14 protein-coding genes and 1 tRNA gene are annotated in these 14,674 nt (G+C 55.4%); 13 read left to right on the top strand and 2 right to left on the bottom strand.

The genetic code is table 11. From position 1 onward, the window contains the following. Nucleotides 1-267 (top strand): hypothetical protein, encoded by a 267-nt coding sequence (locus HNQ64_RS01615; protein WP_184204546.1) that lies wholly within the window; start codon nt 1-3, stop codon nt 265-267. A 107-nt stretch (nt 268-374) separates the two neighbouring features. Here the strand turns inward: HNQ64_RS01615 and HNQ64_RS01610 are convergent, their stop codons facing one another. Beyond that, nucleotides 375-1,274, bottom strand: a complete 900-nt coding sequence (locus HNQ64_RS01610) for a sigma-70 family RNA polymerase sigma factor (RefSeq protein WP_184204544.1) — start codon at nt 1,272-1,274, stop codon at nt 375-377. Between the two features lie 498 nt (nt 1,275-1,772). Here HNQ64_RS01610 and HNQ64_RS01605 point away from each other — a divergent pair. The 7 genes from HNQ64_RS01605 (at nt 1,773) to HNQ64_RS01575 (ending at nt 8,405) form a co-directional block, all read left to right on the top strand. Beyond that, nucleotides 1,773-1,846, top strand: a tRNA-Gly gene (locus tag HNQ64_RS01605). 29 nt (nt 1,847-1,875) lie between these two features. Further along, nucleotides 1,876-2,439 carry a hypothetical protein gene (locus HNQ64_RS01600; RefSeq protein WP_184204542.1) on the top strand — a complete coding sequence of 188 codons (564 nt, stop codon included), beginning with the start codon at nt 1,876-1,878 and terminating at the stop codon, nt 2,437-2,439. 50 nt (nt 2,440-2,489) lie between these two features. Next, entirely contained in the window at nt 2,490-3,686 is a 1,197-nt protein-coding gene (locus HNQ64_RS01595) for a DUF481 domain-containing protein (RefSeq protein WP_184204540.1), read from the top strand. Between the two features lie 112 nt (nt 3,687-3,798). After that, nucleotides 3,799-5,991 (top strand): exopolysaccharide transport family protein, encoded by a 2,193-nt coding sequence (locus HNQ64_RS01590; protein ID WP_184204538.1) that lies wholly within the window; start codon nt 3,799-3,801, stop codon nt 5,989-5,991. Nucleotides 5,992-6,008: 17 nt separating this feature from the next. Beyond that, a complete protein-coding gene (locus tag HNQ64_RS01585; protein WP_184204537.1) occupies nt 6,009-6,572 on the top strand; it encodes a polysaccharide biosynthesis/export family protein in 564 nt (187 codons plus the stop codon). Nucleotides 6,573-6,577: 5 nt separating this feature from the next. Further along, entirely contained in the window at nt 6,578-7,027 is a 450-nt protein-coding gene (locus HNQ64_RS01580) for a YkgJ family cysteine cluster protein (protein WP_343075869.1), read from the top strand. Nucleotides 7,028-7,055: 28 nt separating this feature from the next. After that, nucleotides 7,056-8,405, top strand: coding sequence for a c-type cytochrome domain-containing protein (locus HNQ64_RS01575; RefSeq protein ID WP_184204535.1), 1,350 nt, complete (start codon nt 7,056-7,058; stop codon nt 8,403-8,405). Nucleotides 8,406-8,408: 3 nt separating this feature from the next. Here HNQ64_RS01575 and rtcR read toward each other — a convergent pair whose 3' ends face one another. Continuing rightward, entirely contained in the window at nt 8,409-9,992 is a 1,584-nt protein-coding gene (gene rtcR / locus HNQ64_RS01570; RefSeq protein WP_184204533.1) for an RNA repair transcriptional activator RtcR, read from the bottom strand. A gap of 493 nt (nt 9,993-10,485) precedes the next feature. Between rtcR and HNQ64_RS01565 the strand changes: the two genes are divergently transcribed. From HNQ64_RS01565 to rtcA, 5 genes are all read left to right on the top strand, one after another. Continuing rightward, complete coding sequence (locus HNQ64_RS01565) at nt 10,486-11,214, top strand: slipin family protein (protein WP_184204532.1); 729 nt, start codon at nt 10,486-10,488, stop codon at nt 11,212-11,214. 50 nt (nt 11,215-11,264) lie between these two features. Beyond that, a complete protein-coding gene (locus HNQ64_RS01560; RefSeq protein ID WP_184204530.1) occupies nt 11,265-12,752 on the top strand; it encodes an RtcB family protein in 1,488 nt (495 codons plus the stop codon). Nucleotides 12,753-12,806: 54 nt separating this feature from the next. Next, the gene (locus HNQ64_RS01555) at nt 12,807-13,118 is read left to right on the top strand and encodes a DUF6331 family protein (protein WP_184204528.1); all 312 of its coding nucleotides are present in this window, start codon (nt 12,807-12,809) and stop codon (nt 13,116-13,118) included. Nucleotides 13,119-13,259: 141 nt separating this feature from the next. Continuing rightward, on the top strand, nt 13,260-13,607 hold the full coding sequence (locus HNQ64_RS01550; RefSeq protein ID WP_184204525.1) for a hypothetical protein: 348 nt from the start codon (nt 13,260-13,262) through the stop codon (nt 13,605-13,607). After that, a complete protein-coding gene (gene rtcA / locus HNQ64_RS01545; RefSeq protein ID WP_221305304.1) occupies nt 13,604-14,650 on the top strand; it encodes an RNA 3'-terminal phosphate cyclase in 1,047 nt (348 codons plus the stop codon). The genes HNQ64_RS01550 and rtcA overlap by 4 nt, the downstream gene beginning before the upstream one ends. Nucleotides 14,651-14,674: the final 24 nt, after the last annotated feature.

Raw genomic sequence — 14,674 nt, 5'->3', positions numbered from 1 at the left:
ATGAAACCCACCCTCCATTCCTGCCCCGTGTGTGGCTACCCCAAGCTCCAAGAGCCCCCTCGTAGTGCCTCTGGAGGCCCGAGCTATGAAATCTGCCCTGCCTGTGGCTTCCAATTTGGTGTCAGCGATGACGACGACGAAATCAGCTACGAAGTCTGGCGGGAGGAATGGGTGGCAAGCGGCATGGAGTGGACCAGTCTGGGCATCTCCCCACCTCGTGGCTGGGAAAAGCAAAAGCTGACGCACCTTCCCAAGTCCGCCAGCTAACCACGCCCCAAGAAAGCATCCTGAATCCTGGGGGCCTACCCCCAACTAAAAAAGGCAGGTCGTGGAGACCTGCCTTTTTTAGTTGAATGAATGGACCGATAGCGGGCTTAACCCAGCATCTTGTCTTCCGCTGCGGCCTTTTTCTTTTTCTTGGCGCCGGCATTGCGCAGTGCTTTCGGGATGGGGTCTTCCTTTTTCTGCAGCGCACGGCGCAGCTTCCGCAGCGCGATGTTTTGAAGCTGGCGGATACGCTCACGCGTGACGCCGAATTCCTGGCCCACTTCTTCCAGCGTGCGCGGCTTCTGACCGGCGAGACCGAAACGAGCGTCAATGATCTTGCGCTCACGCTCATCCAGCACGGTCAGCAAGCCATCCAACTGGCCATGCATGTTCTTGTGGCTGAGGAGATCAAAAGGCGTCTGGGCATTTTCATCGCCGACGATTTCACCAAACTCGGTGCTATCGTCATCGCTGATCGGCGCATCCAGAGAGGCTGGGCGCATGGAGGCGACTTTAAGCTGGCTGAGTTTGGCACGATCAATGCCGATTTCTTCAGACAGTTCATCATCGGTCGGTTCACGCCCCAGCTCTTCAGACATGGCCATGGCCACGCGACGCATCTTGCTGATCTTGTCCACCATGTGGACGGGTAGGCGAATGGTCTTGGACTGGTTAGCCAGAGCGCGCTTGATGGACTGCTTGATCCACCAGGCCGCATACGTGGAAAGTTTTCCCCCTTTATTAGGGTCGAAACGTTCCACGGCCTTCATCAGACCGATGTTGCCTTCGGAAATGAGATCCAAAAGAGGCAGGCCATAATTGGCATAGTCCTGGGCGATCTTCACGACCAGGCGGAGGTTGGCGCGGATCATGTGTGAGCGCGCTTCTGGGTCGCCGCGCTTGATGCGCTCGGCGAGTTCGACCTCCTGCTCAGGAGTCAGCAAGTCGGTCTTGCCGATCTCCCTCAGGTAGATCTTGATACCTCCGTCGAGTTCCATGTTAGACATTACAGATTTAAATACGGTGCAGTTTTGCTTTTCTTGACGCCCTACTGAAATGCAGGGGGTCGGCAGTATAGCATAAGGATGACTGACTTTCTCCTCATTTTTTCAAAGCAACTTTTCTGCCAAATTGTGGTGGTAGGGTTTATCGGCTGAAATTCACGGTTTTCGGCGCGCAAATCTATGACAGCTCCGTTGAACTAAAGTTTAAAACCATCGTCAACAAAATTTGCAAATAATTTTAACATTTGTTAACAAATCAAAAACAGCGGTTTCGCAGAACTATCTATTCATACGCGATTTTCAAAACACGGTTACCAACTCGATAAATCAGCCTTGCCAGATCATCCAGCCCTGCTATTTATCCTTTCAGAAGGAAGGACAGGAAGTTTAAAAATTTGGATCAATTGATCAATCAGGTTTTCTAAATTTTAAAACTTTTTGTGTTAATTCTAAAAAATATCTTGCAGGTCTAAGATGCTGCCGGTTATTATAACTTCAATCGCGGGTATAGCTTAATGGTAAAGTTCCAGCCTTCCACGCTGGCCATGTGGGTTCGATTCCCACTACCCGCTCCAGTTGTAAAACCCTGTTATTTCTTCCTGCTATGAGAGTTTCAATCGCTCTTCGATCCGCCATTTGCCTCCTTGGGCTGGCCTTCAGCGCCAATTTTTCCCAGACACTGGCGCAATCCAGCGGTTGCGATGACATTTCTCGGGACGTGGCTGCGGCTATCCAGAAAGATCCGTCGAAGGCTCTGATGATTGTGGAAGATGCGTTGGTGATCAACGAAACCTGCGCCTGCGAAATCATCAAGGCAGCCATCGTCGCTTCCCAGGCAGACAGCGCCATGGTCAATCAAATTGTGCAGACGGGTATTTCCGTCGCACCTAAAATGTCCGGTGTCATCATGGACTGTGCCACGGCCGTCTCCCCTGGCGCGGCGATCACCAATGTGGCTGCCACCACTTCTGTTGATCCGACAGACTCTGGTAAAAATCCTTCCAAGAATCCCTTGCCTGTGGCGCCGGTGGAGGAAGAGTTCATTCCGACTCCCAGCATCCGCGGTGTGTATCTGATTCAGCCGCCTGCGACAGGCTTCGTTCCTTGTGATCCCAAGTATCGCAAGTGCCACAACGTGCCTACTTCGCCTTGCAACTGCAAGCCTTGATCCTTCGGTTAAACGATTGAGTTTCGCTCACCTCTCAACCTTTCCCGACCATGCGCTCACACCATGCTATGCTTTTTGCGGCCCTGATGCTCGCATCAGCCACTTCTGCTCTTTCGCAAGGGCTTACAGCCGTTCGGGATTTTTCGGGTGATTTTGGTGAGGATCAACCCTTAACCTGGAGCCTGACGGCGCGCGGCGGTTACGACTCTCTCAGCTATGAGGTGCCCTCGCCGTTCTTGCAGGATTTTGAATCCTACTACGCGCAGGGTGGCGTGGGCATGACCTATGCTGATGCGGACCCCACCACACCTTGGAGCATGGCTGTGGATTTAGGGGCGATCCATTATCTCGATGGCATTCCCCGCTACGATGATACTTTCTATAATGCGCGGGTGGCTTTTAACATCGCCCACCAGATTTCGCAGCGCCTGAAGATCAGCAACAACTTCTACCTTACGTATGAGGCCGAGCCGAATGTCGCTACCGGGGCTTCGACAACGCTCTACAATGGTCAGTACCTTTATGGTTTCAATAATTTCAATGTGAGTTACGCCTGGTCTCAGCGCTTTTCGACCACCACCTCCCTCACTGTGGACGGCATTTCTTATGAAGATGATGTGGTTTCTGGGCTGGAAGATCGCTTGTCCGTTTTGATCGCGCAGCAGTTCAGCTACGCCTTGACCAAGCGCACCAGCCTTGCGGCTGAATATCGTTACCGCATCACCGACTATCGTGAGCGGGATGACGTGGATGCCCAGTCCCACTTCGCTTTGGTCGGCGTGGACCATGCCTGGAGTGAGCGCTCCACAGGTTCCTTCCGCGTGGGGGCAGAATTCTTCAAATCGGATCGGGCTGAAAACACCTCGCCTTACGCGGAGGTGGCCTTCAGCTACCTCGTCGCCCGTCAAACGACCGCTCGCTGGTTCGGTTCCGTGGGGTATGATTCTTCCGAAATCGGTGGATATGACACCCGCTACGCGGTGCGCACCGGTTTGAATGTGAATCACCAGATTAATAAGCGCATTGCCGTCAATGGTGGCGTTTCTTATGCCTACAGCACCTTCGATGGCGGCGTGGGAACGGATGTCACGGAGCATTCACTGCTGCTTTCCACAGGCATCTCTTACCAGATGCTCGAAAACCTGTCTCTCGATGCCCGTTACTCCTATTCGGTCCTTCAGTCGGATGACTCATTGCGTGAATTTGATCGCAATAACATCTCGGTGGGGGTGACCGCTTCTTTCTGAGAAATCGTTTTTGCCAACAGCCCAAGTCTCTCGCCAGTGATCAGCCGCGCGCTGACACTGGCGAGTTGATAAAACCTTCGTTTCCTAACTTTTCCAGACTATCAACATCGCTATGCGTGACACCGGAAACGAGCTTCAGCAGCAGGCCATGGATTCCTGGCAAGTGATTCGGAATCGCTTCGGACTCATCATTTTATCCTTTTTGTTGGTCTTCGCCACTGCGGCCATCATCACGTACATCATGCCCCGCAAGTATCGCGGCTTGGTGGAAATGAAAATCGAGCGTGTGCAAAATAAGGTCCAAGTCTTCCAGCGCAGCACGGATGACTTTATGGCCCCGAGTGATGTGGTGATCAAAAACGAGTTTGAGAGCATCACGAAACCAGAAACGCTTTATCCCGTGGTGGATAAGCTGGATCTGCAGAAGCGCTGGTCCATGCCGAATCGCCAATCGGCGCTGGCGAAATTGCGCGGTAATCTGGATACCCAATCGAGTGTGCGGTCGGACTTTGTCACGATTGAGTTTTATGACCAAGATCCAAATACTGCGGCGGAGATCGCCAATGCGGTCGCTCAAAGTTACATGACCCGCCGTGTGGAGGTGGAGTCGAAACAGAAGAATGAAGCCCTGACGATGTTGGGCAAGCAGATCGCGGAGCAAGAAGAGCAGCGCAGTCAGGCGCGGCTCACCATGCAGGAGGCAAAGAAAAAAGGTGGCATCGTGGGAGAATGGTTTTCCAATGGAACCAATTCCACTACCCCGGGGGCCAACCTGCGCACCACGGAAGATTCGATGGTGGTGACTCGTGAGCAGGCATTGCTGCAGGCTGATTTGGAAGTGCAGTCGTTGAGTGCAGAGATCGATGAGTTGAGCAAACTGGAAGGGGATGAACTCGTCGCTCGAGCTTCAGGGCTGAAACTGGAGAACGCCAATGTCACCAGCATGATGGCAGACCTCAATAAACTGCAGGTCACACGCGAAGGTCTCGTCAATGCGGGGCGTGGGAGAAAGCATCCTGAAGTGGAAGGGGTGGATAGCCAGATCGTTCTCTCCAAACAGCTCATTCTGGATGCCGTGAAATCGCACCTTTCGGCTTTGCAGACGCGGCTGGACTTTGCCACCAAGCGCCGTGCCTCCCTACAAAACTCCAACAATGATGCGAAGAAAGACATGCTGGATCAGCAGTCTGCCCAGAATGATTACAAGACTGCGGCGGATGAAGTGGCCTACATCGAAAGCCTGCTGACCCAGCTCAAATCCAGTTACTTCCAGACCAAAGCCGAGCTGGAACTGGTGAAATCTCCCGCCACCATTTATGCCGTGGCAACACCAGAAGGAAAGCCGACAAAGCCTAATGTGGCGCTGAACTTGGCTCTTGGGGGTGTCCTGGGGCTGATGCTGGGCGTGGGCTTAGCCTTCTTCCTGGAATACATGGATACCTCCGTGAAGAGCCTGGATGATGTGGAACGTTTCCTGGGGGTGCCGGTGCTGGCAGTGATCCCTAAAGACGTCGCGGTCCTGCATCGGGCCAGTGGGTTCAATCCCGATGCAGAGGCTTATCGCATCCTGCGGACTAACATTGAGTTCAATCGCCGCAATCCAGATGCCAACTGCATCACTGTGACGAGCGGCGGAGCCGGGGAAGGGAAGTCCACCACGCTGTGCAACCTTGCCTTTGTGTGTGCCCAGGGGGGATACAGCGTGTTGCTCATTGATGCCGATCTTCGTCGTCCACGCATGCACACAATGTTTGATGTGAGCAATACGGTGGGCCTGACCAATTATCTGACCACGAACGTGCAGCTTGAAGAAGTGGTGGTACGCACACCGGTGGAAAACTTGTATTTCCTGCCCAGTGGCATGCTGCCGGCTGACAGTGCCGGGGTGCTGAATTCTCAACGCATGTCTGAGTTGATTGCAGATGCGAAAAGCCGTTTTGATCTGGTGCTGATTGACTCGCCGCCGATTCTTGGCGTGAGCGATGCGTCGGTTTTGGCCAACGAGGCTGACCTCACCCTCATCGTGGTGCAGCATCGCAAGCTGCCGCGTCACATGCTTTTGAGAGTGAAGCAAACGGTGGAAAACGTGGGCGGGAACGTCCTCGGCGTCGTTCTCAACAATGTAGATCTGCGCAGCGATTCCCAATACCAGTATTACACCAGCTACTACACGTATTACTCGCCTGACAACATGGCGGCTCCGGCTGGCAATAAGCCTGAGCGCAGGAAAAAGCAGACCTCCGCGCCCCAACCTGTGGCTGGTAAGGTGGCTTCTTCGAACACTCCACGCGGAGATCTTTTCTAACTCAGTCCTTCCCTGTTATGACTCGTTATTTTCTTTTCCTTTTGGTTTTTTTAGAGCTCCGGCACCTGGGTTATGCCCAGAGTGGTGAGTTGCCCCTGCGGCCCGGAGATCGCATCACCATTTCCGTGGGAGCCATCCCGGATAATGAAGTGGCCCAGATCAAAGGCGTGTACACCGTCAGTGACAGTGGAACCATCAATCTCCTGCACATTGGCGAAGTGCGGGCACTGGGGTTGAAACCTTCCGCTTTGCAGCGTTCGATTGAGCAGACCTATGTGAGCCGTGAGATCTACACCCGGCCAAACGTCCTTGTTTCCATTGACAGCGTGGGGGATGCGACGATGCGCCAGGTCATGGTGACTGGGGTAAACAAACCTGGTGCCGTGCCTTACAAGCAGAATATGACGCTGTCTCAGGCCATCATGACGGCGGGTGGCCCTACCCCTTTCGGCAGCATGCGGAAAGTGAAATTGGTCCGTGCGGGCCGCGCGCCTACCGTTCACAATCTTTCTTCGGGCACGGGCAATCCCAGCGTGGATGTGCAGGTGCAGCCGGATGACCAGATCATCGTGCCAGAGTAATCACCGTGGCACGCAAGCAGCCTGATCCCGCCCTTCGCGCCACCTTGGATGAGGTGAAGGCTGTGTATGCAGAGTTGGAGAATCGCCCTCTTCAGCGGGACTGCCAGATGCGTGTCCAGTGCTGCCATTTCCGGCTCACGGGTAAAACGCCCTTCCTCACTTTGGGCGAGGCCATCTATGCGGCCCAGGGCGTGCGCGCCAGTGGGCGTAAGGTGATGAAACCGCATCCTGAGGGAGCCTGTCCTTTACTAGGCAAAGATGGGCGCTGCACCATCTACGCCCATCGGCCTTTTGGCTGTCGTACGCACTTTTGCCAGCCAGCAGGGGGCATGTATCCGCGCAAGCACATTGCCGACCTCATCCACCGGCTGGAAGCTCTGGATGAAAAGTTAGGTGGCGATGGTTCGCGAGAGCTTGAGCCTGCGGTGGCGGATGCTTTAGAGGAGAGCCGCTGAGGGTACATTTCCTTTGTTCAAAGTGGCTGTGATCAGACGTTCTTTGGATGTGAGGTTGATCATCGCCAGTTTTTTCTTGGCCGGTGCTGCTGTGGCGGGCCCGGTATCTTTTTCCAAACAGATCGCGCCCCTTTTGGCGGATCAGTGCCTGGAGTGTCATCGCGCGGAAAAGGCCAAAGGCGGCTATCGGTTGGATGCCTTCGAGCAACTGCTCAAAGCTGGGGATAGTGAGGAGGTGCCAGTGGTCCCTGGTAAGGCTGAGGCCAGCGAACTGTATGAATTACTCGTCATCCATGATGAGACCGATCGCATGCCCAAAAAGGCCGATGCATTGCCTGAAAAAGACATCGCTCTTATTCGCCAATGGATCCAGGAAGGGGCGAAGTACGATGGCGCAAATGCCCAGGCTTCCCTGACCAGCCTGCTACCGCAGAAGATGGCCCAGACTCTGGAGAAATATCCGCGCCCCATCCCGGTGACGGCACTGGCTGTGAATGGCGATGGCAAGGTGTTAGTGACCAGTGGTTTTCATGAGGTGCTCAGTTGGGATCCCGCCACGGGGAAAATGAGGGGCCGCCTCCCAGGATTGCCGGAACGAATTCTGGGGCTGAGTTTTGTTCAAGGTGGGCCCTGGCTGGCAGTGGCGGGAGGGAGCCCCGGCCGCATTGGCGAGGTGTGGCTGGTGAACTTTGCAAAACCCAGCGAAAGGAAACGTCTCGCTCAGCTACGTGATTGCGCACTCGGCGTTGTGGCTTCAGCCGATGGTAAGTATCTCGTGGCAGGTGGTGCGGACAACCGTGTCCGTTGTTTTGCCCTGCCGGAAGGGAAGGAGATTTGGAACATCGAATCGCATGCAGATTGGATTCTTGGCCTTGCCATCAGCCCAGACAGCCAGCATGTGGCCACGGCGAGCCGCGACCGCACGGCGAAGGTGATGAAGATCACGAATGGGGAGATTCAGGGAACTTTTAATGGGCACAGCGTGCCTGTTCTCAGTGTGGCCTTTGCCCCCAATAGCCAGGAGGTGATCTCTGGCGGCAGTGATGGTGAGGCGCGCCGCTGGGTGCTGGATGGCACTGGGAAAAAGGACAGTACTTTACGCCCCTCCGGCCGCTCGGAAGTGCTGGCGCTGGGTTATGTGAATCAGGATACCCCCCTCACGGCCAGTGGTAGCGGGCAGGTCAGTCTTATAGATTCTAAGGCCCGTAAAACCAAAGCCCGACTGGCCATGCATGGCGATCGCGTGAATGCCATGGTGCTACTGGGGGCAGGTGCTGAGCAGGCGGTGATCACTGCCTGCCACGACGGGGAAATCCGCATCACTCGAATGCAGGATAACCAAGAGTTGCGCAAATTTATTGCGAGCCCGGGCTGGTGATTTTCACTTCACGTCGTCCCAACTCAGGTCGAACCTCGCCAGATACTTTTTCAGCCGGTCGGCATCGTTCGCCTTGGCCTTGCTTTCGCGAGAGATGGCGAAGAGTTTTCGGCCTGCATCAGAGAGGGTTTTGCTCTCGCGGCAGATGCTTACTACGTAGTCGAGTTGGGCGAGGTCAAAGGGGTCTATTTGGGCCCTTGCGTCGCTGCTAAGAACGGCGGCCTGCGTCGTAGGGACAGATTCTTGCCAGCCCTCCAGCAGCCGCGCTTTTTCCTGCTCCACACAGCTAACGGTGATGCGGCCTTTGGGGGCAAGGGTGGCCATGCGAGTGACGGCGGCATTGAGGTCGCGGAAGTTCGCGCTCCATTTGGCCTCGGGGCTGCGGGCAAATTTGAGAAAGGCTTCGCGAGCCTCTTTGTTAAAGCGCACCTGCCTGCGGTGAGATTTGGCAAAACGTTCCAGCTCAAAGTCCAAGTTGACGCTGATGTCCTCACGCCGCTCGGCCAGGCTCGGCAGGGTGAAGGTCCACAGATTGATGCGGGCGAGAAGATCGTCTCGAAATTTTCCTGCCTTCACCTCCGCACGCAGGTCGCGATTCGTGCCGACGATGAGTTGGAAATCACTGGAGACTGCTTTATCTGCACCGAGAGGGAGAAAGGTTTTATCCTCCAGGGCGCGCAGCAGCATCGCCTGTTCATCCAGGCCCAGTTCGCCGATTTCATCCAGGAAGATCAGGCCTTTATCGGCCTCCTTCAGCAGACCGGGGCGGTCCGCCTGCGCCCCCGTGAAGGCTCCTCGGCGATGGCCAAAGAGGGTGCTCATGGCCTGATCACCACGCAAGGTGGCGCAGTTGACTTCGACGAACCTTCCGGTTAGGCCAGCGCGGGTGGCGCGTAGATCGTAGATGCGTGAGGCCAGTAGGGACTTGCCTGCGCCCGTGGGGCCCATGATCAACATGGGGGCCTTCGAGTTCACGGCCACAAGTTCGATCTGGCCAATGAGTTGGTTGAAGGCTTTGCTCTTTGTCGCGATGCCGCTCTTTAGGAAATCCAGCGTCTTTTCCTGCTCCTGGGCAAAGCGCGTGGCGAGGCGATCATACTTGGAGAGATCCAGATCAATGATCTCATAGCGCCCAGCGGAAGTGGAATCACGTCCTTCACGCCTAACGGGTGAAGTTTGTAAAATGCGGGCTGGGATGAAATTCGCCTCATTGAGCAGGAACCAGCAGATCTGCGCCACATGCGTGCCGGTGGTGAGATGGATCAGGTAGTCCTCCTTTTCCGTCTTGAACGCATAATTGGTTATGAGATCATAGAGGCCTTCATAGACCTGCTGAAAGTCCCAGGGATCGGCAAAAGAGATCTCGTGAATGTTCACCGCTGTTTCGGGGGAAACTTGGTGAATGTCCTCAATGACCAACTGCGCCATTTCGGAGAACTTAGGTTCCACCAGAAGTTCTAGGCGGGAGATGATGAGGTCCTCCTGCTGGCACATGGCCACCGTGGGGCGCCATCTCGACCACCGATCTGTCCCTTGGGCACGGTCTAGCGAAGCGCCCAAGAAGCCAAAAACGACGGTGGATTTCATGAAAAGAAGGGTGGGATTAGATTTGGGTGCGAGAAATTTTAAACACTTATCTCAAAAGATAAAATATTATCTTTCTGAATACGCTATAAGAAAATATGCTCCGTGGTGTTTGGGGCGTCTGAGGCTGGATAAAATTTTCTTTCCCTTATTCCATAAGGCTTCCAGCCTCATGGAACACCTCCATGCCAAAACTTGGCACGGTCCTGGCAATACTTCTTCTCGTTCTCCGACTCCATGCAGTTTCCTGAGGCGATAGGCCAATGAACGCTGCGCATCGGTGAGGAGGGCAATGCCTCTGAAAAGGTACAACAACTCAAAAAATTCCTCCCGGATGGTCGGGGTGAAAGTCTGCTACGGCAGGCGGACACAACGGCCTGATGACTTTGCGAGCTGTCGGGTGTCGTGGCGAAAGCCGCCACGTTTGGCCCCTTCAGTTCCCGTCATCGGTCCGCCGATCCAGCCGGGAGGAACCTCTTTTAAATTTCTCTTTTTTATGACCACCTTCATTTCCATTTTCCGCCCTTTGGCCCGTCGCAGCTTTGTGGTGCAGGATCATCAAACGGCCCTGCATTTTAAAGATGGGCGTTACGTGGGGGTGCTGGCTCCCGGTAAGCACCGCTTCTGGACTTCCAGCCATGAGGTGAAGTGTGTGGACATGCGTGCTCAGGCCATCCTGGTGCAAGGGCAGGAACTCCTGACCGCAGACCAAGTGGCTCTGAAAGTCAGCGTGCTGGCCACTTTTCAGGTAGTGGATGCTCTAGCCATGCACCGTGCCACGCATGACGTGAGCAGCGCTCTTTATACGGATATCCAACTTGCTCTTCGTCAGATTGTCGCTGCCGATGCTGCCGAGGTGTTCCTTCAACAGAAAGGGGATCACGGCACCAAGCTGCTTGCGCTAGTGGCGGTGAATGCTGAGGCCCTGGGGCTGAAAGTCGCTCGCGTGGACATTCGCGATGTGATGCTACCAGCCGATCTTAAACGCAGCTTCATGTCTGCTCTCCAACAGCGGCAGGAAGCACAAGCGGGACTTGAAAAAGCCCGTGCTGAAACGGCTGCCCTGCGCACCCTGGCCAATGCCGCTAAGCTGATGCGCGATAACCCAGAGCTTCTTCAACTCCGCTATTTGCAAACTCTTCAGGAAGTGGGAACCAGCGTGGGGAATACCCTGGTGCTGGGGCTGACGAACTCAGACCAGCTTAAAGCTGTATCGAGAGCTTAATTCTCAATTCGACCTTATTCTCATATCTTTTCCCCAATTGCATTTTTCCCATGACCTCTCCTTTTCACATCATCAACGAAGCTGAAGCCTTCATTCCTGCCCGCGATAACAAGGGTAAACCGATCACGGTGATCGGGACGGAGGCGATCCGAAAGGGCTTTGACCAGACCTGCATTGACCAGGCGCTGAACTCGCGTTCGGCTCCGGGGGTGACGGACTTGGTTTTAAACCCGGATGCGCATGCGGGCTATGGAGCACCAGTGGGCTGTGTGATGGCTTCGCCCACGCACATTTATCCAGGCCCGGTGGGCGTGGATATCAAGTGCTCCATGTCGCTTCTGCAGATGAACATCCCGGCGAGTGAGATCGTGGATCGCACGGTGCGTCGTCGTCTCATCGAGGCCATCGTGGCTCGTACGCCGACGGGGCCGGGACGTGGTCAGCGTGAGGCGAAGAAGTCCCGCCGAGTCTCGGCGGCGCTCGGGGTGCAGGCTTGCACGGAAGGGGCGAGCCAGGCTGTGTGTGAGGCGCTGGGAATCCCGCCGGAGTGGGCGCTGCGCTGCGAAGACAGTGCGCACTATGGGCATGACGGAAACGTCTCCACCCTGCATGAGCGCCTGGACAAGATGCGCGCCTTCAATGCCTTCCCGAACTTTGAAAATAAGATGATGCAGCTCGGTTCTTACGGAGGTGGAAACCACTTCGGTGAGTGTGAGGTGGTGCAGCTGGACGAAGATCCGGCGATGCGTGCGACGGCGGAGGTCTTTGGTCTGCAGGATGATCGTGTCGCTTTCCTGAGCCACTGCGGATCGCGCGGGTTTGGGAACATTTTGGCGCAGCGTCAGTTTAAGGCGCTGGAAGGTTTCTTCCGCACCTGGGGGCTGGATTTCCCAGCGGGTGACAAGCAGCTCGTCTATGCGCCGCTGGGGACGCCGGAGGCGGATGCGTATCTGGATGACATGGCACTGGGGGCGAACTTCGCCACGGTGAACCACATGCTCATCAATGCGCTGGTGCTGGAGGCCTTCCAGGAAGTGCTGCCAGGAACCACGGGGCAACTGGTGTATTTCATCAGTCACAACATCGCACGCCAAGAAGTGGTGGATAACCAACTTTCCTGGGTGCACCGAAAGGGGGCGACCCGTGCGTTTCCTGGAGGTCACCATGCGCTGAAGGACACACCGTTTGCTGCGACTGGTCACCCAATCTTGCTGCCTGGAAATCCACGCGATGGCTCGGTGGTGATGGTGGCGAAACCGGAGGCGGTGAAGAGCTGCTACAGTGTCAACCACGGGGCGGGACGCTGCATGGGGCGCAAACACGCGTCTCGTGTGCTAGACCAGAAAACTGTGGATGCGGATTTCGAGTCTAACGACATCCTCTTCAATTCACGCCAGTATCCCATCGATGAAGCGCCGAACGCTTACAAGGACTTCAAAGAAGTGCTTCGCAGCGTGGAGTCCGCCGGTCTTGCGCAGCAGGTGTGCAAGCTGAAGGCGCGTTTTGTCATCAAGGATGCGGCGGAGGCGGATGACTGAGTCACGACGGAGTGTGGGCAAGGGTTTGTCCGCATTCCGTTAATTTTAATCTCAATGACGTTGATGTCTTTTTTCAAGAAACGCCTGAATCTCCAGGTGCCAGACGAACTGATGTCCATCATGCATTATTACGAAGACACGTGCGTTATGGGTTGCTGTGGCATTGGCTGCCTCGACCTGTCACCGCAACGTGCTGTTGATGGAATGATGGATCATGGCCTAGAATGGGGCGAGCATGGCTTGACCGCTTTGGATGCATTGCTTCAGGTGGTCTCAAAACATTCGGGATCGGTCGATTCAGACGACAATGGCTTTGGCGATTCTTGGGAATCAAGCGCGCAGGCTGTGGCCTTTTATGCAGTGTGAAGGATTCTTTGAGCGTCGCTATCACTCAAGTTCGTCAAGTGGGACTGCCTGAGATTTCTTGTAGCAAAACCCCATTCGAATGATTCCTCGAAGTCGCATCTTTTTTTGCCAAGTCACTCATTTCATTGTCGGATCTCATTCATGACCACTCGAACTACAACTTCTTCCAAAAACCAGCCATGGGCAGCTTTTGGCGCGTTGTATGGCGAAAATGAAGACATGCTGGAAGGCAATCGCGAAGGGTTGTTGGTGCTTCGGCAGGCCATTGATCAAGCGCTTGAATCTGGAGACAGTCGAATCGAAGAAAGCTGCGTGGAAGTCGCTGGAGTGCGCCGTCTAGATGAACCACGCACTCTGACAGAAAGCACTCAGTCTATAGGTGCAAAGCTGGCGATGGTGGGCTGTCTTCTTTTGATCTCACTCGCTGCCGTCATCTTCATTATAGGACTTATCCAAGTCACTCATTTCATTGCCGGATCCCATTCATGATCGCTCGAACTCAAACTTCCTCAATGCTGCAAATCTCCGGTGAATCCGGCGGTGGTCAGTTGCTGCGCTCAGCGTTGTCGTTGTCCATGGTGACGGGACAGCCATTTCGCATGACGAACATCCGTGGCAAACGCCCCAAGCCGGGACTGATGCGCCAGCATCTGACATGTGTGAAGGCGGCGGCGGAGGTCTGCCAGGCGGCGGTGGATGGCGCGGACTTGGGCTCGGTGGAACTGGTCTTTTCGCCTGGGCGGATCCAGGCTGGGGACTATGCATTTAACATTGGCAGCGGCGGTAGCACCACGCTGGTCCTGCAAACGCTGTTGCCCGCGCTGCTGCATGCGGAAGGGGTGAGCACGCTGAGGATCGAGGGTGGGACGCACAATCCCATGGCACCGCCGTTTGAGTTTCTGAATGAGTGTTTCCTGCCCGTGCTGCAAAGGATGGGTGTGGAGGCTGAAGTGGCCCTGGAGCGTCATGGTTTCATGCAAGCAGGGGGTGGGGTGCTGACGGCTACGATGGCTCCCATGAAGAAGTGGAAGAAGCTGAAGCTGCTGGAGCGTGGGGATTTGCAGCAGCACTTTGGCCGCGTGCTGCATGCGCATCTGCATGGCGGCATTGCCCAGCGGGAGATTTCTACCGCAGCGAAGGTGCTGGACTGGCCTGAAGATAGGCTGGAACTGCGCGATGCCAATGACAGCGTGGGCCCAGGCAATGCGCTGCTGCTGGGAGCGCGATTTGCAAATGTGTGTGAGATCAGCACAGGCATCGCCCAGATGGGGAAATCGGCCGAAGCTGTGGCGACGGGAGCCGCGAAAGGGCTGAAAAGTTACCTGGCCTCCGAGGCAGCGGTGGGTGTGCACCTGGCAGATCAGTTGCTGCTGCCTCTGGCGCTGGCGGGCGGTGGAGAGTTCACCACCCTGACGCTGAGTAACCATGTGCAGACGAGTATGATGCTGATTGAAAGCTTTCTCTCCGTGCAGTTTGCGGTGAATGAGCAGGCTGCGGGGGTGAAACACATCGCCGTCCGGCCTGGGAAGTAGGTAGGGATACGTGTGCCTGCCCCT

It is taken from the genome of Prosthecobacter dejongeii (assembly GCF_014203045.1).
In the GTDB taxonomy this organism is placed as follows: domain Bacteria; phylum Verrucomicrobiota; class Verrucomicrobiia; order Verrucomicrobiales; family Verrucomicrobiaceae; genus Prosthecobacter; species Prosthecobacter dejongeii.
Note: the sequence above shows the minus strand (reverse complement) of the source record. Positions and strands in the feature narration are given on the sequence as shown.